Origin of the sequence: Caballeronia fortuita (assembly GCF_001544835.2) — a bacterium.
In the GTDB taxonomy this organism is placed as follows: Bacteria; Pseudomonadota; Gammaproteobacteria; order Burkholderiales; family Burkholderiaceae; genus Caballeronia; species Caballeronia fortuita.
Genome location: NZ_FCNX02000007.1, coordinates 24,640 through 45,573, shown reverse-complemented (window position 1 = coordinate 45,573; position 20,934 = coordinate 24,640). Strand labels below are relative to the sequence as shown.

The following is a 20,934-nucleotide window of genomic DNA, read 5'->3' as shown; positions in this document are numbered from 1 at the left end:
AATCGGCATGTGTCCATCCTCCCTATGGCGTTCGAGCGCCTGAATCAGGAATGAGCGATAACAAAACGTCCAACGACGCAAGCAGCACCGACGCGCGCCGAAGCGGCGCCGATTCCCAGGCTGCGCCACGCAGCGCGAATCCCACGGCGCCGCCCGAAGCGGCGGCAGCGGCCTCCGCGCCCGGGCCGAAAGCGAGCGCGACGGAGCGGGCATCGACGGATGCGCCTTCGAGCGCATCGAACGTCGAACCGGTGGACGTTGCCCAGGCGCGGCGCGACGACGCGCTGGAAGACGCCCGCGAAGCGCGCGCATCGGCGGCGAGCGCCACGGCCGCTCAGGAAGCGTCGGTGCGTGGACAGCAGCGCGCATCGACGCCTGCGAAGCCCAGGCCAAGTCTCGCGGAGAATTTCGAAGCCGCGACGGACGCCGAAGCCGCCAGCACGGCCAACGCGCAATCCGCCTCGTCCGATTCCCCGACGGGCCGCGCCACCGTCCTGCCGCCCGAATTCACCGAAGCGCCCGATTTCGGCAAGCTCAATCCGCCGCCGCTGCCATCGACCGAGCAGGCGAGCGCGCAGGCGCAGCCCGCGTATCTCAGGCAATCCGATTCGGCCTGGTCCGTGTTCGGCCGCGTGATCGCGGCGCGCGCGCGGCAGATTTTCGATCGCGCGGGACAGCGGATGACGCAGCGCACGTTGCGCATCGGCGTATCGGCGCGGATCTTTCATCCGGAGCCGGGCGCGAAGGGCTTGCGCGGCAAGACGCTGCAATACCTGGAGGAATCGATCGCGCATTGGGTGATGTCGCGCGACGTGCTCGTGTTCATGATTCCGACGGTTGGCAATCAGGGCATGCTGCACACGAGCAACATCCGTCTGCGCGATTACGCGAAGCATCTCGACGGGCTTCTGCTGCAAGGCGGCGCGGATGTCTCGCCGCAGTCCTACGAGGAAGCCACGACGCGTCCGGAATGGCCTGGCGACCGCGTGCGCGACATGTACGAGCTCGAGCTGCTGCACGAGTTCGTCGAATCGGGCAAGCCTGTGCTCGGCGTGTGCCGCGGCTGTCAGCTCATCAACGTGGCGTTCGGCGGCACGCTCTACGGCGACATCGCCACTGACGTTCCCACGGCGGGCATCCACGTCAACGAGCAATACGACCAGCATCGCCACTCGATCCGTTTCCCCGACGGCTCCACGCTCATCAACATGTTCCCGAATCAGCGCGAGGCGATCGTCAACTCGATCCACCATCAGGCGGTGAAGACGATCGGGCGCGATCTGAACATCGAGGCGGTGTCGGCGTCGGACGGGATCATCGAGGCGGTGCGTTACCGCAAGGCGCCGTTCGTCGTGGGCGTGCAGTGGCATCCGGAGTTTCATCGCGCGGGCGGCGCGGAGTTGCTCGATTGCACGCCGCTGCTCGATACCTTCCTGCGCGTCGCGCGCGAGACGCGCTTCTGACCGAAGCGTTTTAGCGCGTCATAGGCGTCGTAAAACAAGAAGGCCCGCTCGATTCGAGCGGGCCTTCTTCGTATCGGCTTAGCGCGATGGCGTTGCGCTTATCGGCGCGAGCCCGGCTTCCGTCTGCTTCTGAAGCTGTTCCACCTGCAACTGCAACGCGCGCAGCTTGCGTTCTGCTTCGAGCTTGTCCGTTTGCAGCACTGCCGATTCTGCCTGCAACTGCTGCTGACGTTGCGTGACCTGCGAATCCTGCTGCTGCGCGAGTTCGAGATCGGCGGTGAGGCGGTTCGCCCGATCCGCCGATTTCGCGATCACGCGTTCCAGCAGCGCCTTTTGCGCCTGCAATTGCGTGCGGCGAATTTCGCCATCGGCGAGTTCGAAACTCTTTCGCGAGAACTGCGAATAGATCGATTCGGCGCGGGCCGCATCCTGCGTCTTCACGACGCGCCACCAGCGCGCATCCTGCGACAGCGCGACGTAGTAGCACATTTCCTGCGCGAGGAAGAAGAGCCGCGCGCCGTAGCTGCCGTTGCGCGTCGCGCGCAGTTCCGTGAGGCTTCCCGCCTGCACGAGATTCTGCAATTCGGCGATGTTGCCTTCGACGCGCGGCGCGTTCGAATCGGCGTTCAGGTCGGACAGGTCTTCGGGCGCGGATTGCGCCGGTTGTGCGGCTTGCGCGGCTTGCGCCGGCGCGGGCTGGGCCGCGGCCTTCGCCGTCGCGGGCGCGGGCGCGGCGAACGCGCTCTTCATCGGCGCAAGAGGGCCGACGAAGCCGCAGAAGGACAGGGCGAGTGAGAGCGTCGCGTAACGGAGATAACGTAGTTGCTTCATGTTGGCGTCGTGGCCGGAATGGTTGATCGGGCTGGCGGTGTGCGTCACGCGGAGTTAGCGCGCGCTTTTCGTAGCGCCACGGCCGGACGAGGCCGCGTTGCTGTCGAGCGTCGGTGAATGCTGGAGCATGGAATAGAGCGTCGTCGGGTCCATCGACGGAAGCGGACTCGTCAGCCGGCTTGCGGCGCGATCGATCGGTGTTGCGTTCCTGCGACTCCCGATCTCGCGTTTCTCGCGATGCTCACGAATCGCGACGCGCTCGTTCGCCGGGCGAGCGCGCTGAAGAACTGGCTTCGCGTGCGGCTGTGCCACGGCTTCGATGTGACCGTTGTGCCTTCTATCCGCGGCAACCGCGATGGAACGCTTCGCCGACTTGGCCGACGCAGCCGACTTCGCCAGTTTGGCCGGTTCAGCCGGTTTGGCCGACTCGGCCGATTCAACCGGCATCACTGCGGCTTGCACAACCGGCGCGGCACGCACGGCCTCGATTCCCTTCGCCGCGGCGTCGTTGGCGGTTGCGATCTCCATCGCGTCGGTTGGCGGCGTCGTCGGCGCCGGCAGCAGCGGCTCGACGCTCGCGGATCGATCCGGCGCGGGCGCGTCGCCAGGCGTGAGCGCGGTCGTCGTGGTCGTCGCCGGCGGGGGTTCGGACGGCTGCATCGGCATCGCGGCTTGCCCTGCCGGTGCAACGCGCGTTTCATGCTGTGAGGCGGATTCGCGTCCCAGTAATAGCCACACGATGAGCATGCCGCACGCTGCCGCAACGGCGGTGGCGACCGGCTTGCTGAAGCGCAGCGTGCGCGCGCCAGCGGGCTCGGCGACCGACAGAGGGATGGGTTCGGCGCGCGCCTCGTCCGCGTCATCCGAAGCGTGCGCGTCATCGATGCGCAGCATCGCGCGCGGAATCTCTTCCTTGGCGAACACCGCCCACAGGCTCGCCGCGCGATAGGGCGAGTCGAGGTCGGACAGGCCAAGCGCCGGCACATAGGCCGTAGCGAAGCGTGCCGCGAGCAGCGCGAATTCGGATGGCGACTGAACGGGCCGCGAGCGAGCGGGCGACCACCGGAAACCGTAATTCAAGGACGGATCCGGCAGCGCGCGCAGCGTCGGCAGACGCAGATTGCCTTCCACTACGATCAGGGGTTCGGACATGAAGATTCCACTTGCATGAGCCCGGGCACGGGCAACGAGATGGCCCGCCCGGACCATCGTGGCGCTCGAAGACTGCGCCGCGGGTTCGGCGCGATATTGGCCGAAATTTCGACCCGCGATCATACGAAACGGTTACGCGCCCCGCGACCAGAAGATTCCTATTGTCGATTTTTGACAGGAATGCTTATTGACCGAGTTGGTCTTTTTGTGTTTGGTCGAGTGGGTAGAGGTAACGCAGAGAGAAGAGATCGATGCCCGCCATGTGGTCCGCTTCGCGTGCGGCGCGTCGCCATCCGCGCGATTCGTAGAAGCCGATCGCCGCCGTGTTCTGTTCGAGGACGAAAAGATGCAGTTGCCGTGCACCGCGCGCGCGGGCCCAGCGCGCCGCCTCGTCGAGCATGACGGTGCCGGTGCCGAGGCCGCGATGGCCAGGCAGCGCGTGCAGATTGTCGACGAGCACGCTGCCCGCTTCGTCCGGCTCGACGAGACACATGAATCCGACCGGCTGCCCCGCATGTTCCGCGATGAAAACGCTCGCCGCGCCGCTCGCGACATCCTTCATGCGCTCGGCCCAGTGCGCGGCGCGTTCGGCGTTCAGATCGTCATTGAGATAAGCGTTTGGCAGGATGCCGCGATACGCCGACGCCCAACTTTGCGCGTGCATCGACGCGATGAGCGCCGTGTCGTCTGGTGTTGCTGCGCGCAGCGCGATTTTCGAGTTCATGTTCGATGACCGTCGGCTAAAAGATAGGCGCGTGTAATGGAAACTAAAGGTACTTTAAACGATATTGAACGAAGTTCCGTGCAGTGTTGCAGGATGCGGCGTTAAGATTGAGGGCACGCATCAATGCTGCGCGTAGAACGCAAGTGCGCCCATCGCTCCTTTGAGAAAGTCATGTCCACAGCCCACGTAGCGCTCCCCAACGAATCAAAGTTCAAGACCGTGTTCCGCGTCGTCAGCGGAAACTTCCTGGAAATGTACGACTTCATGGTCTACGGCTATTACGCCTCGGCCATTGCCAAGACCTATTTCCCGAGCGGCAACGAGTTCGCGTCGCTGATGCTCGCGCTGTCCGTCTTCGGCGCGGGCTTTCTGATGCGGCCGGTCGGCGCGATCGTGCTCGGCGCGTACATCGACCATCATGGGCGGCGCAAGGGCCTGATCCTCACGCTGGCGCTGATGGCGGTCGGCACCGCGTGCGTCGCGCTCGTGCCAGGCTACGCGACTATCGGTGCGCTTGCGCCGATCATCGTGCTGGGCGGGCGGCTGCTGCAAGGCTTCTCGGCCGGCGTGGAGCTGGGCGGCGTCTCGGTATATCTGTCTGAAATCGCGACCAAAGGCAACAAGGGCTTTTATTGCGCGTGGCAGTCGGGCAGCCAGCAGGTCGCGGTCGTGTTCGCTGCGCTGATCGGCGTCATCATGAATCGCCTTCTGCCGCCCGAGCAGATGACCGCGTGGGGCTGGCGTGTGCCGTTCCTGATCGGTTGCCTGATCGTGCCGTTCCTTTTCATCATCCGCCGGTCGCTGCGTGAGACCGATGAGTTTCTCGCAAGAAAGCATCGGCCGGGCATGGGCGAGATCGCGCGCTCGATCGCGCAGAACTGGGGCGTCGTGCTGGCCGGCATGGGCATGGTCATCATGACGACGGTCTCGTTCTACATGATCACCGCGTACACGCCGACCTTCGGCAAGGAAGTGCTGAAGCTCTCCGCGATCGACGCGCTCGTCGTGACCGTGTGCGTCGGCATCTCGAATCTGGTGTGGTTGCCGCTGATGGGCGCAGTGTCGGATCGCGTCGGGCGCCGTCCGGTGCTGCTCGTGTTCACGATTCTCACCATTCTGACGTCGTATCCGGTGGTGCAGTGGCTCGTCGCGGAGCCGTCGTTCGTGCGCCTGCTCATGTGCGAGCTGTGGCTGTCGTTCCTGTACGGCAGCTACAACGGCGCGATGGTGGTCGCGCTGACCGAAGTCATGCCCGTCGATGTGCGCACGACCGGCTTCTCGATGGCCTATAGCCTCGCGACGACCATCGGCGGTTTCACGCCCGCGATCTCGACCTATCTGATTCACGTGACCGGCAACAAGGCGGCGCCCGGCCTGTGGATGGGGCTTGCCGCGATCTGCGGCCTGATCGCGACGCTCGTGCTGTATCGCTCGCCGGAAGCGCGCAATCAGTACAAGACGGCCTGACATAGCAGCGCGGCCAAAAAAAATCCCCTGTCTTGCAGGGGATTTTTTCATGCGGGGAGCGAAACGAGCGCGGCGGCCGCGTCTTCGATGACCTCGCGCCATCGGCCCGGCGCGCGCTGGCGCAGGAGCCGCGCGCCCGGATACCACGCGCTTTCGGCGGAATCCGCGCCCCAGCGCCAGTCGGCGGCGAAGGGCAGCAACACCTGAAGCGGCTTGCCGAGCGCGCCGGCCAGATGCGCGACGGAGGTATCGACCGATACGACGGCGTCCATCCGGTCGACGATCGCGCCCGTATCCGCGAAGTTTTCGAGGCGACTCTCGAGCAGATGTATCGACTTCGCGTTCGGATGCGCGCGCAGCACGTCGCGCTCACGGTCGGTGAGAAACGGCTGAAGCACGATCCAGTCGATGCCTTCCAGCGCGAACAGCGGCGCAAGTTCGTCGACGGGCACCGAGCGCGTCTCGCCGGGCTGCATCCGTCCCGACCACGCAATGCCGATCTTGCACCGCGCCTGGCCGCCGATCGAGCCGCGCCACTTGCGCCGGTACCCGGCGGGCACGACGAGATACGGCGCGCGCACCGGAATCGCATCGAGCGACGTCATGCCGAGCGCGAGCGGCAGGCTGAGCAGCGGGCAGAACGCGTCCGCCTGCACCGGCGTGCCGTCCGACTTGCTTCTCAACTCGACGCGCGCGGCGCGCGCCGCCGGTTCGAGCAGCGGCACGAGCGCGGGCTGGACGTCGAGCACGAGTTTGCCGACGCGTTTCGCCGCGAACGGCACGAAACGCGCGAACTGCAAGGTGTCGCCGAACCCCTGCTCGGCGCGCACGAGCAGCGTGCCGTTCGGCATCGGCTCGCCGTTCCAGCGGGGCAGACGCGGAGGCGGTTCGCTGCCGGGCGTCTGCAGACGCCATTCGTACGCCGCGAGACCGCGCGCGTAATCGCCGGTCGTGAGCAATGCGAGCGCGCGATTCAGATGCGCCGCGGGCATCGACGGATCGATGCGCAAGGCTTCGTCGAATGCACGCAGCGCCGCACGATGCGCGCCGAGCGCGAGATGCGCGTTGCCGAGGCAAAGCCACGCGACGCCGTATTTCGGATCGAGCCCGACCGCGCGTTCGAAGTGCGACACGGCGTTTTCGTGACGGCCGAGCTTCGCCAGCGCGTGACCGAGGCCGAAATAGCCTGGCGCGAAACGCGGCTGCAACGCGACGGCCTTTTTCAGCACGGGCAGTGCGTCTTCGGGATGGCCGTTTGTATCAAGCAGATTACCGAGATTGAAGTGCGCGGCGGCGTAGTTCGGCTCGGCATCGAGCGCGGCGCGGAAATGCGAGATCGCGCCGAGCGTGTCGCCGAGCGCGTTCAGCGCCATGCCGAGATTGTTGTGCGCGCCGGCGTGGCGCGGACGCAGCGCGAGCGCGCGCTTGAACGCTTGAGCGGCGTCCTTGAAGCGGCGCAGCGCGGAGAGCGAATTGCCGAAGTTGTTCCACGCGGCCGGATCGTCTGGCTGCAGACGCAGCGCCTTTTCGAAGGCATCGGCAGCATCTTCGTGTCGGCCCGCCGCCGTGTAGGCGTTGCCGAGGTTGTACTGCGCGAGCGGAAAACCCGGCGCGAGCGTGAGCGCGTTGCGAAAGCGCTCGATCGCGTCGTCGAGACGGCCGAGCGCCTTCAGCGCGTTGCCGAGATTGAGCTGCAGGCCGGCATCGGTCGGGCGCAGATCGACGGCGCGGCGCACGAGGTCGGCCGCTTCCGCGTGCTGACCCTGTTGATGGCGCAGCACGCCCAGATAATGCAATGCGTCGACGTGATGAGGTTCGGCGGCGAGCGCGGCCTGATAGTCGCGCTCCGCGTCGGTCAGGCGACCGTCACGATGGGCCGCGAAACCGCGGGCGAATACGGTGTCCATGACGGGGGAAGAACTTCGGTCCCGAGAAAGCAAACCCCGCATTTTCCCACACCGCGGCGCACGGCCCGCGAATGCCGGATTGACATGTTGCGGCGATGGCACTTAACATATGAACACCTATTCATATGTTGTCGATATCCGTGTCATCCGAACCATCCACCGCTACTTTTCCGGTCACCTCCGACGATCGCGTCGTGCCGCTCGCCGACCTGTTTCGTCTGCTCGGCGATCCGACGCGCCTGCGCATCGTGCTTGCGTGCGTCGAACAGAAACGCGCGGTCGGGGCGATTGCGGAACTGCTCGGGCTGTCCGCGTCGCTGGTGAGCCATCATCTGCGGCTTCTGCGCGCGGCGCGGATCGTGCGCGCCGAGCGTCAGGGCAAGCAGGTGTTCTACGTGGCGGCGGATCGCCATATCAGCGCGATGCTGGGCGAGTTGCTGGAGCACGTTGCGGAGCCGCAAGTCGACGGCGCGGATATCGAATGAAATCCACCGAACCACGAGTACGCCGATGAGCACGCATCAGCACGAAGAACACGATCACAGCGATCACCACGAGCATCACGAAGGACATGCGCACGCGCATGGCGGACATGGCCATCATCATCATCACGCGCCGCAGGAAGGGCAGGGCCGCACGTTCGCGCTCGCGGTCGGGCTGAACGTGCTGATCGTGGTCGTGCAGGGCGTCTACGGCTTCCTCGCGCATTCGACCGCGCTGCTCGCCGATGCCGGCCACAATCTCTCCGACGTGCTCGGCCTTCTGCTCGCGTGGGCCGCCGTGTGGCTCGGCAAGCGCAAGCCGAACGCGCGCTATACCTTCGGCCTCGGCAGCTCGTCGATTCTCGCGTCGCTCGCCAATGCCGCGCTTTTGCTCTTCGCGTGCGGTGCGATCGTGCTCGAGGCGATCCAGCGCCTTCTCGATCCTGCGCCCGTCGCGGGATTCGACGTGTTCGTCGTCGCGACGCTCGGCATGATCGTGAACGGCTTCTCCGCGTGGCTCTTCATGCGCGGCAGCAAGGAAGACCTCAACGTGCGCGGCGCGTTCCTGCACATGGCCGCCGATGCGGCCATCTCCGCCGCCGTCGCGGTGAGCGGTCTCATCATCATGTTCACGGGCGCGAGCTGGCTCGATCCGCTGATGAGCCTGATCGTCGTGTCGGTGATCGTCTACGGCACGTGGGGACTCGGGCGCGACGCGATGCGCCTCGCGATGGCCGCCGTCCCGCCTTCGGTCGACATGTCGCGCATCGAGCGATATCTGACGCAGCTTCCCGGCGTGCGCGACGTCCACGATCTGCACGTGTGGGCGCTATCGACGACCGAGAACGCGCTCACCGTGCATCTCGTGATGCCGCAAGGCCATCCAGGCGATGCGTTCGTGCAGGGCGTCGTCACGACGCTGCGCCGCGACTACTCGATGCATCACGCGACCGTGCAGGTCGAATTCGGCGCGGCGTGCCAGGCGTGCGTGCTGAACGAGCGCGGGCACGCGCACTGAGCGGCGTACACTAGCAGGCGTGACTTTCGGGAGGAACGACCGCATGTTCGCGCCAAAGCTGAATCCGAACGACAAGCTGGACGTGGCGCCCGTTCTGATCGTCGGCGCCGGTCCGACGGGCCTCGTCGCCGCGATGAGTCTCTCGCGCGCGCACATTCCGGTGCGGCTCGTGGACCGCGCGCGCGAGCCGTCGCCGTATTCGCGCGCGATCGGCATTCAGGCGCGCACGCTCGAACTCTTCGAGCAGCATCGCGTCGTCAAGCCGTTTCTCGAACTCGGTCATCGCGCGCGCGTCGCAAATCTCTACTCGAACGGGCAGCGCCTCGCGCGCCTCGACTTCGATCCCTTGCAGACGCGTTATCCGTATCTGCTCTTTCTCGATCAATCGCAGACCGAACGCCTGCTCGCCGAACATCTGGCGGGCTATCACGTCGACATCGAGCGCGGCGTCGAAGTGGTCGATGTCTCGCAGGGTTCCGCGGGCTTGCAAGCGACGCTGCGCCATCCGAACGGACGCGACGAGCTCTTGCGGCCTTCGTATCTGATCGCGGCGGACGGCGCGCATAGCTTCGTGCGGCATCGGCTCGGCATCGGCTTCGACGGCAAGACGTTCGATCAAACGTATCTGCTCGCCGATCTAGAGGCCGACTCCGACTGGCCCGACGACGAGTTTCACATCTTCGCTTCAGGTGAAGGGCTGGCCGCGCTCTTTCCGATGGGCAACGACCGCGCGCGCCTGATCGCGGACCTGCCGGCGCCGGTCGCGAGCGCGGCTGGCGCGACGGAATCGAAGGCCGACCCGAAAGTGGACCCGAAAGCCGGCCCGACGCTCGACGAATGCCGCGCGCTCGTCGAGCGGCGTGTGCATCACAAGATCGCGCTGTCGAATCTGACGTGGTCGTCGTACTTTCATCTGAATAGCCGCATGGTCGACAGGCTGCGCGTGGAGCGCGTGTTTCTCGCGGGCGATTCGGCGCACGTGCACAGCCCGGCGGGCGCGCAGGGCATGAACACCGGCATTCAGGAAGCGTTCAATCTCGGCTGGAAGATTGCGCGCATGCTCGCGGGCGGCGCGCCGGAGCGGCTGCTCGACAGCTATCACGCGGAACGGCATCCGATCGAGCGCGACGTGCTGCGGCAGACCAGCATGCTGACGCAGATGGCCGGCGCCGAGCACGGTCCGATGAAGCTGATGCGCGAGCACGTGATGCCCGCGCTCGCCGCGATCGGCCCGTTGCGCGATGCGATGCGGCGCACGGTAAGCGAGTTGTCGATCAACTATCGCAAGAGCCCGCTCACGCTGGAGCGTCTGCTCGATGGCGGGCCGCGCGCGGGCGAGCGCGCACCCGATGCGCGCGTGCACGTCGTCGACGGGCCGCTCGGGCGTCTGCCGGGCGTCGGCTGTCTCTACGATCTGCACGATCCCGGCTGCTTCTCGCTCTTTCTGCTCGTGAATCCGTCAGGCGAAGACGACATCGCGCTCGCGCCCGCGACGATCACCGTCGCCCATGCGATGCGCGATCCGGATCTCGACGGCCTTGCGCAGTCCGTCGAAGCGATCCTGCCGAACGCGGTGCGCGTGTGGCGCATCACCGATACGCACGGCGACGGCGCGAATTCGCTCACCGACAACTACGGCCGCACGCGTCCCGCGTTCTATCTCGTGCGTCCCGATGGATATATCGCGGCGCGCGGCCGGGCGCCATCGGATGTGCATGCGCTCTTGCGTCACTGCGAGACGTGGTTCGGCGCGCACGACGAGAGCGCGGAGCGGCAGCCGGAGCGGGAGTATCGGGAGGATTGAAAAAAGCCCTGCATTGCAGGGCTTTTCCGACTGCCTCAAGCCGTCGCCGCCTTCGGCGTCAGATCCGCGCGATGCAGACCGAGCGACTCACGCACGATCGGCTCCATCGCCGCGCTCGCCTCCGGGTTGTCGAGCGCGGAGAGAATCGCGAGACGCATGCGCGGTTCCCAGAAGCGGCGGATATGATCCGCAACGCTATCGACGGCTTCGGCGCGGTCCGGCATCGAATCGAAAAATTCGCCGATGCGGTTCGCCATCTCGATCAGGTTATCGACATCCATCGTTCATTTTCCTGAAGAAGTCGTGGCGAGGTTGAGCAGCTCGAGCTGTTGGGTGTTGAAGCGCGAATACTCCTTCTGCCATTGCGACGGCTGCTCGACCGGCATCACCTGCACTGCCGTCACCTTGTACTCGGGACAGTTCGTCGCCCAGTCTGACGAGTCCGTCGTGATGACGTTCGCGCCCGACTCGGGAAAGTGGAACGTCGTATAGACGACGCCCGGCTGCATGCGCTCGGAAATCTTCGCGCGCAGCACCGTCTGCCCCGCGCGCGATTCGATGCCGACCCAGTCGTCCATCTTGATGCCGCGATCTTCCGCATCGACCGGATGAATCTCGAGCCGGTCCTCGTCGTGCCAGCGCGAATTCTCCGTGCGCCGCGTCTGCGCCCCGACGTTGTACTGCGACAGGATGCGCCCCGTCGTCAGCAGCAGCGGATACTTGCGCGTGACCTTCTCCGGCGTCGCGATGAACTTCGTGATGACGAAGCGTCCCTTGCCGCGCACGAATTCGTCGATGTGCATCGTCGGCGTGCCGTCGGGCGCGCGCTCGTTGCACGGCCATTGAATGCTGCCGAGCTCGTCGAGTCGTTCGTACGAAACGCCGTGGAACGTCGGCGTGAGACGCGCGATCTCGTCCATGATCTCCGAGGGATTCGCGTAGTTCATCTCGTAGCCAAGGGCGCGCGAGAGCTTGATCGTCACTTCCCAGTCGGAGTAGCCCGCGAGCGGCGGCATCACCTTGCGCACGCGCGAGATGCGGCGCTCGGCGTTCGTGAACGTGCCGTCCTTTTCGAGGAACGTCGAGCCCGGCAACAGCACGTGCGCGTACTTCGCGGTTTCGTTCAGAAAGATGTCCTGCACGACGATGCATTCCATCGACGAGAGCGCATCGGCCACGTGCTGCGTGTTCGGGTCCGACTGAACGATGTCCTCGCCCTGGCAATACAGGCCCATGAAGGTGCCGTGCATCGCGGCATCGAACATGTTGGGAATGCGCAGGCCCGGCTCGGGCTGCAGCTTCACGTCCCACGCTTCTTCGAAGAGCGAGCGCGTCGCCGCATCGCCGATATGCCGATAGCCCGGCAGCTCGTGCGGGAACGATCCCATGTCGCACGAACCCTGCACGTTGTTCTGGCCGCGCAGCGGATTCACGCCGACGCCTTCGCGGCCGATGTTGCCCGTCGCCATCGCGAGGTTCGCGATGCCCATGACCGTCGTCGAGCCTTGCGCGTGCTCGGTGACGCCGAGGCCGTAGTAGATCGCGCCGTTGCCGCCCGTCGCGTAGACGCGCGCGGCTTCGCGCACCAGCTTCGCCTGCACGCCGGTGATGCTTTCCATCGCTTCGGGCGAGTTCTCTTCCCTGGCGACGAAATCGCGCCACTGACCGAACGCGGGCTCTTCACAGCGCTCGGCGATGAAGTCTTCCTTCAGCAAGCCTTCCGTGACGATCACGTGCGCCAGCGAATTGACCATCGCGACGTTCGTGCCGGGGCGCAATTGGAGGTGATATTCCGCCTTCACATGCGCTGCATCGACGATATCGATGCGGCGCGGATCGATCACGATCAGCTTCGCGCCTTCACGCACGCGGCGCTTCAGACGCGAGCCGAAGACCGGATGGCCGTCGCTGGGATTCGCGCCCATCACGACGATGACATCCGACTGCTCCACCGATGCGAACGTCTGCGTGCCCGCCGATTCGCCGAGCGTCGTCTTGAGGCCGTAGCCGGTCGGCGAGTGGCAGACGCGCGCGCAGGTATCGACGTTGTTGTTGCCGAAGGCCGCGCGCACGAGTTTCTGCACGAGATACGTTTCTTCGTTCGTACAGCGCGACGACGTGATGCCGCCGATCGAATCGCGTCCGTACTTGTCCTGAATGCGGCGGAACTCGCTCGCCGCATAGTTGAGCGCTTCTTCCCACGACACTTCGCGCCACGGATCGGTGATCTTCGCGCGGATCATCGGCTTCTTGATGCGGTCCTTGTGTGTCGCGTAGCCCCACGCGAAGCGGCCCTTCACGCACGCGTGACCTTCGTTCGCCTGGCCGTTCTTGTTCGGCGTCATGCGCACGACGGTGTTGCCCTTCATCTCCGCCTTGAGCGAGCAGCCGACGCCGCAATACGCGCACGTCGTGATCGCGGAATGCTCCGCCTGGCCGAGCATGATGACGGTCTTTTCCTGCAAGGTCGCGGTCGGGCACGCGGCGACGCACGCGCCGCACGACACGCATTCGCTCTCCATGAACGGCACGTTCTCGCTCGCGGCGACGCGCGATTCGAAGCCGCGTCCGGCGATGGTCAGCGCGAACGTGCCTTGCGTTTCCTCGCACGCGCGCACGCATCGATTGCAGACGATGCACTTCGACGGATCGTAGGTGAAGTACGGATTCGACTCGTCCTTCTTGTCCTTCAGATGGTTCGCGCCTTCGTATCCATAACGCACTTCACGCAAGCCGACGACGCCCGCCATGTCCTGCAGTTCGCAATCGCCGTTGGCGGGGCAGGTGAGGCAGTCGAGCGGGTGATCGGAGATGTAGAGCTCCATCACGTTCTTGCGCAGCGATTGCAGCTTGTCGCTCTGCGTACGCACTTTCATGCCGGCTTCGACGGGCGTCGTGCACGACGCCGGATAGCCGCGCTTGCCTTCGATCTCGACGAGGCACAGACGGCACGAACCCCACGGTTCGAGCGAATCGGTGGCGCAGAGCTTCGGCACGTTGACGCCGGCTTCGATCGCCGCGCGCATGACGGATGTGCCGGCCGGAACCGTCACGCTTTCGCCGTCGATTTCGAGCGTGACGTCGACATCGGCATGACGCAGCGGCGTGCCGTAATCGGTTTCGTCGAACGGATCGCGCCGTTGCACCGACGCCGCGCTCTTGCACGCGCAGTTGCCGGAGCCGCAGCCGTTGATGGTGTTGGACATGTTTGTCTCCTGTTCTTTACGCCGCCTTCTGCGCGGGCGTGCGGGGCAAGCCGAAATCTTCGGGGAAGTGATCGAGCGCGGACATCACCGGAAACGGCGTCATGCCGCCCATCGCGCAGAGCGAGCCGGATACCATCGTGTCGCAGAGTTCGCGCAAAAGCGTGATCTGCTTGACCGATGTATCGCCCTCGCGAATCTTCGCGATGACTTCCTCGCCGCGCGTCGAACCGATGCGGCACGGCGTGCACTTGCCGCACGATTCGAGCGCGCAGAAGTGCATCGCGTATTGCGCGAGCTCGGCGAGATTCGATGTATCGTCGTGAACGACCAGCCCGCCGTGGCCGACCACCGCGCCCACCTTCGCGTATTCCTCGTAATCGAGCGGAATGTCCCACTGGCTCTCGGGCAGATACGTGCCGAGCGGTCCGCCCACTTGCACCGCGCGTGCCGGACGTCCGCTCGCGGTGCCGTCGCCGTAGGTGTAGATGAGTTCGCGCAGCGTCACGCCGAACGCGAGCTCGACGAGTCCGCCTTGCTTCACGTTGCCCGCGATCTGGAAGGGCAGCGTGCCGCGCGAACGGCCCATGCCGAAGTCGCGATAGAACGCCGCGCCTTTCGCGAAGATGATCGGCACCGTCGCGAGCGTGATGACGTTGTTGATGACCGTCGGTTTGCCGTAGAGACCCGTGAGCGCCGGAACCGGCGGCTTCGCGCGCACGATGCCGCGCTTGCCTTCGAGCGATTCGAGCAGCGCCGTTTCCTCGCCGCAGACATACGCGCCCGCGCCCTTCGCGACATACAGCTCGAATTCATGCGACGTACCGAGCACGCTCGCGCCGAGCCAGCCCGCGTCGCGCGCCTTGTCGATCGCGCGATCGAGGGTCTCGATCGAATGCGGATACTCGCTGCGCACGTAGATGTAGCCCCGCGTCGCGCCGACCGCCACGCCCGCGATGATCATGCCTTCGATCAGCATGTACGGATCGCTTTCCATCACGAGCCGGTCGGAGAAGGTGCCGGAATCGCCTTCGTCGGCATTGCAGACGATGTACTTCTGGTCCGCCAGCGCGCCGCGCACGGTTTTCCATTTGATGCCCGCGGGGAACGCCGCGCCGCCGCGTCCGCGCAGGCCGGAATCGAGCAGCGCTTCGCAGACGGCATCGCCGTTCATGTCGAGCACGTTGCGCAGACCCTGAAGTCCGCCGAGCGCGACGTAATCGTCGATCGACAGCGGATCCGTGATGCCGATGCGCGCGAACGTCAAACGCTGCTGGTTCTTGAGATACGGAATCTCGTCGACGATGCCGACGTTCTTCTCGTGCGGCTTGCCTTCGTGAAACCCCGCATCGAACAGAGCGGCGACGTCTTCCGCTTCGACGTTCGAATAGCCGATGCGGCCTTCCGGCGTCTCGACTTCGACGAGCGGTTCCAGATAGAAGAGGCCGCGCGAGCCGTTGCGCACGAGTTGCACGTCGAGGCCGCGCTTCTGCGCTTCCTGCGCGATGGCGACAGCGACGTCCTCCGCGCCGAGCGAGAGCGCGGCGGAATCGATGGGTACGTAGATGCGCGTCATGCCGTCACCTCCGCGACCTTCGTTTGCGCAGCGGCATAGAGACGGTCGAATTTCGCGGGCGTCACGCGCGCGTGCAGTTCGCCGTTGATCATCATCGACGGAGACAGCGCGCATTGACCCAGGCAGAACACGGTTTCGAGCTCGGTTTCTTCTGCATGACCGCTGTCGAAACGGCAACCCGTGTGTCCCTCGATATGGTCTTTCAGCGCTTCCGTGCCCATGCTGCGGCACGCTTCCGCGCGGCAAAGCTGCACGGTCACGCGCGCCGGCGGGGCGGAGCGGAAATGATGGTAATAGGTGATGACGCCATGCACCTCGGCGCGCGACAGCGAAAGCGTCTGCGCCAGCGGCGCGATCGTCGTGTCCGGCACGTAGCCGATTTCGTCCTGGATGGCGTGAAGAATGGTCATCAACGTCGCGCCCTGTACGGCATGGCGACGCACGAGATCAACGGATGCAGCGGCGGAAAGCTGCGGATGTGTCATGGGGCTCCTCCAACACTCGGCATATGTTTTGTTGGTACATATTTGGATCGCTATAATTACGGGTGCCGAGCCTGTACAAGAACAATAGGCGTCGTGATATATCTTGGCAATAGGAAGAGGGAGTGCATATGGTGGACGTGGAATGCCGGGCCGAGCTGTTCCTGCGGGACGCCGATGGCCGGGAAACCAGTCTCAGCGCGGTTGTGCCGCTTTTACAGCTCGTCGCCCAGACGGGCAGCATCGCGAATGCCGCGAGCGCTAAGGGTTTGTCCTATCGGCATGCGTGGGGTTTGTTGCGCGAAATCGAAGTGCGTCTCGGCGGCGCGCTCATCACCAAATCGCGCGGGCGCGGATCGGTGTTGTCGGAACTCGGGGAGTCGGTGTTGCGCGCGCAGCGCGTGTGCGCGGAACGGCTGGAGACGCCGTTGCAGGCGGTCGCCAACGATGTCGCCAACGAGTTGAACCGGCGTCTCGCGGGCGGCATCACACAAGTGCGGATTCACGCTTCGCACGGCTATGCGGTCGCGACGCTCGTGCGCGCGCTCGGCGATCAGCGCGTGCCGGTCGACATCAAATATCGCGAGAGCGCGGAAGCGGTGAGTGCGCTCGCGCGCGGCGAGTGCGAACTGGCCGGCTTCCACTTGCCCGTTGGCGAATTCCGTTCCACTTGCGCCGACATCTATCGGCCGTTCCTGGACCGCAACAAGCATCAGCTGATCCGGCTCACGCGCCGCACGCAAGGTCTTTTTCTGCCGAAGGGTAATCCGAAGCGCATTTCCGGCTTGCGCGATCTCGCGCGCAGCGACGTGCGCTTCGTGAATCGTCAACCGGGCTCGGGCACGCGCATGCTGCTCGATTTGTCGCTGCGGCGCGTGGGTGTCGATCCCGATCAGATCAACGGATACGCGACCACCGAGCTGACGCATTCGGCGATCGCCGCGTTCGTCGCGAGCGGCATGGCCGATCTGGGCTTTGGCGTGCAGCCGGCCGCGCAGCATTTCGCGCTCGATTTCATTCCGATCATCGACGAGGACTACTTCTTTGCCTGCGAACGCGCGCGGCTCAGCGAGGCGCAGCTCGCGTCCGTGTTGCGCATCTTGCGCAGCGACGGTTTCACCGAGAGCGTCGCGCATCTCGAAGGCTACGATCCGGCGAGTTGCGGCTCGCTCGTCGACATCGACGAAGGTCTGCACGGCTGAAACAGAAATACGCGGTAAAGCGCGGGGCGAGCGTAAAACTGCCATCGACGGCGAATTGGGATAACCTAACGCTTTGCTGACGACATCACTGCACCAGGCGCGTTTTCGCGCGATATACCGCCATGAAACTCTCGTTGCTTGCTTGTTCCTCCGCCGCGCTCATCGCTGGCGCTGTCTATCTGGTTCCTGTCGCCTTCGCTCAGAATTCGCCGGGCATGCCGGGCGGCGTCCTGCAAGACCAGTTCCGTTTCAACGAGCATCCGCAGATGCAGTTCGCGGCCTCGGCGCCGTCGGACAAATTTCAGAGCGACAAGAAGTCGGCGATGCGCCGTCGCGGCGACGATGGCGATCCCAACGGCTGCAATCTCAAGTGCCCGAAGGACGGATCGAACTGAGCGAGCGCCGGCGCGCGGATCGGCCGATTCCCTGTTTCTTGACACTCGGCAACATCATTAGGACCACGCTGATACGAAGGGATCGCGTAGCCGCATATTCTCTTGGGCGTAGCAAAGGTTGTCTCTGTCCTTGCTACGTCTCTCAAGGATGTTTGCCCCGCCTCGTGCGGGGCTTTTTTTCGTCCGTCGCACGGAAAAAGAAAAACCCGCGACGCTTGCGCGATCGCGGGTTCTAGCGGGGTGTTTTGGTGGAGGCGGCGGGAATCGAACCCGCGTCCAGAAGCGCTCTACGACCAGTTCTACATACTTAGTTCTGTCATTTGATTTAACCGCAACGACGCGGACGAACACGCTGCGTTACGGCGATTCACTGAATTTTCGACTCGGGCGTCGTGACGCCACCAAAGCTTATCTGACGTATATGACCTCTCGTGGTATTGCTACCCTAACCCGTCAGCGAATTAGTGAGAGGACGGCTAGCCCTTAGGCTGCCAGTGCGAACGTATCGTCGTTTGCAGTTACGTTTTTCCCATTGATTAACGAGGTGACGGGTCCTCGGTATGCCCTGACCGCTTCACAACCCCTGTCGAAACCAGGTCGCCCCCAAAGCGGAACTGAAATTATCCCACGAAACGCCATATGAGGCGAATCGCGGGACTTTCAAGTCATGCGATGTCGCGCAGCAACTGCTGCAACTCTTCCGTCGAATCGACGACGTGATTGGCGTGCCAGCGGCGCGGCGGAATGTCGTCGCCGCAATAGCCGTAGGCGGCCGCCACGGTGATCATGCCCGCCGCGAAACCGGCCTGCACGTCGCGCAGATCGTCGCCGACATAGACGATGCGCTCCGGCGCGACATCCAGCAACTCAGCCGCGTGCAAGAGCGGCGCCGGGTGCGGCTTCGAGTGCGGCGTCGTGTCGCCACAGACGAGGCAGCCGGCGCGCGTGTCGAGCCCCAGCAAGCCGACGAGCGGCGCGGCAAGCCGCGTCACCTTGTTCGTGACGATGCCCCAGCGCACGCCGCGTGCGTCCAGTTGATCCAGTATCTCGGCGATGCCCGGAAAGAGCGTCGTCTCGATGCACAGATCCGCTTCGTAATTGGCGAGGAATTCGTCGCGCATCGACGCGAAATCGTGATGCTCCGGCCCGATCTCGAACGCCCCGCCGAGCAAACCGCGCGCGCCCGCCGACGCGTAGGGACGCAGCGATTCGAGCGGACGCATCTCGAGACCGCGGTCGTGCCGCATTTTGTTGACCGCCGCGACGAGGTCGGGCGCGGTATCGGCGATGGTGCCGTCGAGGTCGAACAGCACGGCCTGGCACAGCCCGAGGCCGTCGCCGTCGGCGAGGCGCTGGGGCAGGGGAGTCGTTTCTTCCGGAAGGGGCTTGGTATCGATGGTGCCCGTGGACAAGGGATCGTCGTTGGTCATGGTGTCAGGCTTCGCGGCGGCAAGCCATCATGTAGTTGATGCTGGTGTCGTTCGACAGGCCGAAGTGCCGGGATATCGGCCGGTACGTGATGCCCTTGATGTCGACGGGCGAAAGCGAAGTAGCGCGCGCGAACGTCGCCAGTTCGGAGGGCTTGATGAAGCGCGCGTAATCGTGCGTGCCGCGCGGCAGCATGCGCGCGATGTACTCCGCGCCGATGACCGCGAACAGATAAGCCTTCGCGTTGCGGTTCAGGGTGGAGAAGAAGACCCAGCCGCCCGGCTTCACCAGCGCGGCGCACGCGGCGACCGTGCCCGCGGGATTCGGCACGTGCTCGAGCATTTCCATGCAGGTGACGACATCGTACGAACCCGGCTCGCGCGCGGCGAGCGCTTCGGCCGATATTTCCTCGTACGCGACTTCGACGCCGCTTTCGAGACTATGCAGGTCCGCGACGCCGAGCGCACTCGACGACAGGTCGATGCCCTTCACGTTCGCGCCGCGCGTGGCCATCGACTCCGACAGAATGCCGCCGCCGCAACCGATGTCGAGAACGCGCTTGCTCATCAAATGTGCGTGCGCGTCGATCCAGTCGAGCCGTACCGGGTTCAGTTCATGCAACGGCTTGAACTCGGCGTTCGGGTCCCACCAGCGATGCGCGAGCTCGCTGAATTTCTGCAGTTCGTGGGGATCGACGTTGGTCATGTTCGGAAGTGCCTTGTTTGAGTCGTGAATCGATTAGAACCGAGTATATAGGCGCCGCAATGGGCGGGCAAAAAGCGGAACAGATGAAGCCTACCTGATGCGGCCGCTGCTTAAGCCAAAGCGCAAAAAGCGGCGGCCATAAAAAAACCCCCGCCGAAGCGGGGGTTTGATCTGCGGCAATCCAACTCGCGATTACTGCTGCGGCTGACGCGTCGTGCCGACGACTTCGACTTCCACGCGACGATCCGGTGCGAGGCAGGCGATGAGTTGCTTGCGGTTCTTCTGTTGGCACGTACCCTTCGTGACCGGGTCGCGCTTGCCCTTGCCTTCCGTGTAGATACGGTTGGCTTCGATGCCCTTGCTGACCAGGTAAGCCTTCACAGCTTGCGCACGGCGCAGCGACAGACGATCGTTGTACTTGTCCGAACCGATGCGGTCCGTGTAACCCGTTGCAACCACGACTTCGAGGTTCAGCGCGCCGATCTTCGATGCCAGATCGTCAAGCTTTTCCTTACCAGCCGGCTTCAGGACTGCCTTGTCGAAGTCGAACAGAGCGTCAGCCTGATAGGTGACCTTCTGCGACTGGATGACCGGGGGCGGCGGAGCGACCGGTGCCGGCGGCGTCGGTGCTTGCGCGACCAATGCGCCATCGCACTTCGCGTTTGCCGTAGCCGGCGTCCAGAATGCATCGCGCCAGCACAGTTCGTTCGTGCCGTTCATCCACACGTACTCGCCCGTACCGTTCACCCAGTTGTCGTTCACGGCTTGTCGCGAGGCCGGCACCGATTGTGCCGAGGCCGATGCAGCCATAACTGCGGTAGCTGCAATGAACGCGAGCTTTGAAAGTTTATTCATATTTCTCCTCTCGAAATTGAGATTACCGCAGGTTTACTGCGAGCCTGTAGACGAAGACGAGTCATACATTGCTCGAAGTATAACATTCCCTACGGAACAAAACGCTTTGTATAGACTTCGAGCAGTGTCTAAGTTTGTGCGTTGGCATTTTGCCATATCGTTCCCTTGCAACGATAAAAATATCCCCGCACGCTCTGCGCCCGCAACCTTATGTGGTGCATGCGCAACAAGAAGGGGACA

The 20,934-nt window shown here is 64.4% G+C and carries 18 protein-coding genes and 1 other RNA gene; 7 read left to right on the top strand and 12 right to left on the bottom strand.

Going from position 1 to position 20,934, the window contains the following annotated elements:
• Positions 1-50: 50 nt before the first annotated feature.
• Positions 51-1,463 carry a gamma-glutamyl-gamma-aminobutyrate hydrolase family protein gene (locus tag AWB77_RS14720; protein WP_061135193.1) on the top strand — a complete coding sequence of 471 codons (1,413 nt, stop codon included), beginning with the start codon at positions 51-53 and terminating at the stop codon, positions 1,461-1,463.
• A gap of 78 nt (positions 1,464-1,541) precedes the next feature.
• Here AWB77_RS14720 and AWB77_RS14715 read toward each other — a convergent pair whose 3' ends face one another.
• From AWB77_RS14715 to AWB77_RS14705, 3 genes are all read right to left on the bottom strand, one after another.
• The gene (locus tag AWB77_RS14715; RefSeq protein ID WP_061135192.1) at positions 1,542-2,294 is read right to left on the bottom strand and encodes a DUF2968 domain-containing protein; all 753 of its coding nucleotides are present in this window, start codon (positions 2,292-2,294) and stop codon (positions 1,542-1,544) included.
• Positions 2,295-2,348: 54 nt separating this feature from the next.
• A complete protein-coding gene (locus AWB77_RS14710; protein WP_157694814.1) occupies positions 2,349-3,446 on the bottom strand; it encodes a hypothetical protein in 1,098 nt (365 codons plus the stop codon).
• A 184-nt stretch (positions 3,447-3,630) separates the two neighbouring features.
• Complete coding sequence (locus AWB77_RS14705; protein ID WP_061135190.1) at positions 3,631-4,170, bottom strand: GNAT family N-acetyltransferase; 540 nt, start codon at positions 4,168-4,170, stop codon at positions 3,631-3,633.
• A gap of 171 nt (positions 4,171-4,341) precedes the next feature.
• On the opposite strand from AWB77_RS14705, the gene AWB77_RS14700 reads away from it, so the two are divergent.
• On the top strand, positions 4,342-5,637 hold the full coding sequence (locus AWB77_RS14700) for an MFS transporter (RefSeq protein WP_061135189.1): 1,296 nt from the start codon (positions 4,342-4,344) through the stop codon (positions 5,635-5,637).
• A 47-nt stretch (positions 5,638-5,684) separates the two neighbouring features.
• Here the strand turns inward: AWB77_RS14700 and AWB77_RS14695 are convergent, their stop codons facing one another.
• Complete coding sequence (locus tag AWB77_RS14695) at positions 5,685-7,544, bottom strand: tetratricopeptide repeat protein (protein WP_061135188.1); 1,860 nt, start codon at positions 7,542-7,544, stop codon at positions 5,685-5,687.
• Between the two features lie 125 nt (positions 7,545-7,669).
• On the opposite strand from AWB77_RS14695, the gene AWB77_RS14690 reads away from it, so the two are divergent.
• Genes AWB77_RS14690 through AWB77_RS14680 form a run of 3 tightly spaced genes read left to right on the top strand, consistent with a single transcriptional unit; the run spans position 7,670 to position 10,848 of the window.
• Positions 7,670-8,029, top strand: coding sequence for an ArsR/SmtB family transcription factor (locus AWB77_RS14690; protein ID WP_061135187.1), 360 nt, complete (start codon positions 7,670-7,672; stop codon positions 8,027-8,029).
• A gap of 25 nt (positions 8,030-8,054) precedes the next feature.
• Positions 8,055-9,044 carry a cation diffusion facilitator family transporter gene (locus AWB77_RS14685; RefSeq protein ID WP_061135186.1) on the top strand — a complete coding sequence of 330 codons (990 nt, stop codon included), beginning with the start codon at positions 8,055-8,057 and terminating at the stop codon, positions 9,042-9,044.
• Positions 9,045-9,087: 43 nt separating this feature from the next.
• The gene (locus tag AWB77_RS14680; protein ID WP_061135185.1) at positions 9,088-10,848 is read left to right on the top strand and encodes an FAD-dependent monooxygenase; all 1,761 of its coding nucleotides are present in this window, start codon (positions 9,088-9,090) and stop codon (positions 10,846-10,848) included.
• Positions 10,849-10,883: 35 nt separating this feature from the next.
• Here AWB77_RS14680 and AWB77_RS14675 read toward each other — a convergent pair whose 3' ends face one another.
• From AWB77_RS14675 to AWB77_RS14660, 4 genes are read right to left on the bottom strand one after another with little or no spacing between them, the layout of a single operon-like run.
• Complete coding sequence (locus AWB77_RS14675; protein WP_061135184.1) at positions 10,884-11,129, bottom strand: formate dehydrogenase subunit delta; 246 nt, start codon at positions 11,127-11,129, stop codon at positions 10,884-10,886.
• Positions 11,130-11,132: 3 nt separating this feature from the next.
• Positions 11,133-14,054, bottom strand: a complete 2,922-nt coding sequence (gene fdhF / locus AWB77_RS14670) for a formate dehydrogenase subunit alpha (RefSeq protein WP_061135183.1) — start codon at positions 14,052-14,054, stop codon at positions 11,133-11,135.
• Positions 14,055-14,070: 16 nt separating this feature from the next.
• Positions 14,071-15,627 carry a formate dehydrogenase beta subunit gene (locus AWB77_RS14665; protein WP_061135182.1) on the bottom strand — a complete coding sequence of 519 codons (1,557 nt, stop codon included), beginning with the start codon at positions 15,625-15,627 and terminating at the stop codon, positions 14,071-14,073.
• Positions 15,624-16,112, bottom strand: coding sequence for an NAD(P)H-dependent oxidoreductase subunit E (locus AWB77_RS14660; protein ID WP_061135181.1), 489 nt, complete (start codon positions 16,110-16,112; stop codon positions 15,624-15,626). The genes AWB77_RS14665 and AWB77_RS14660 overlap by 4 nt, the downstream gene beginning before the upstream one ends.
• Before the next feature lie 128 nt (positions 16,113-16,240).
• On the opposite strand from AWB77_RS14660, the gene AWB77_RS14655 reads away from it, so the two are divergent.
• Both AWB77_RS14655 and AWB77_RS14650 read left to right on the top strand, forming a co-directional pair.
• A complete protein-coding gene (locus AWB77_RS14655) occupies positions 16,241-17,311 on the top strand; it encodes a substrate-binding domain-containing protein (RefSeq protein ID WP_061135180.1) in 1,071 nt (356 codons plus the stop codon).
• Between the two features lie 122 nt (positions 17,312-17,433).
• Positions 17,434-17,706: a hypothetical protein gene (locus AWB77_RS14650; protein WP_061135179.1), complete on the top strand. Its 273-nt coding sequence runs from the start codon at positions 17,434-17,436 to the stop codon at positions 17,704-17,706.
• Between the two features lie 246 nt (positions 17,707-17,952).
• Here the strand turns inward: AWB77_RS14650 and ssrA are convergent.
• The 4 genes from ssrA to ompA all read right to left on the bottom strand — a co-directional run bounded on the left by ssrA (position 17,953) and on the right by ompA (position 20,694).
• Positions 17,953-18,311: a transfer-messenger RNA gene (gene ssrA, locus AWB77_RS14645) on the bottom strand.
• Positions 18,312-18,371: 60 nt separating this feature from the next.
• Complete coding sequence (gph, locus tag AWB77_RS14640; RefSeq protein WP_061135178.1) at positions 18,372-19,136, bottom strand: phosphoglycolate phosphatase; 765 nt, start codon at positions 19,134-19,136, stop codon at positions 18,372-18,374.
• A 4-nt stretch (positions 19,137-19,140) separates the two neighbouring features.
• Complete coding sequence (ubiG, locus tag AWB77_RS14635; protein ID WP_061135177.1) at positions 19,141-19,839, bottom strand: bifunctional 2-polyprenyl-6-hydroxyphenol methylase/3-demethylubiquinol 3-O-methyltransferase UbiG; 699 nt, start codon at positions 19,837-19,839, stop codon at positions 19,141-19,143.
• Positions 19,840-20,031: 192 nt separating this feature from the next.
• A complete protein-coding gene (gene ompA / locus AWB77_RS14630) occupies positions 20,032-20,694 on the bottom strand; it encodes an outer membrane protein OmpA (RefSeq protein WP_044041477.1) in 663 nt (220 codons plus the stop codon).
• Positions 20,695-20,934: the final 240 nt, after the last annotated feature.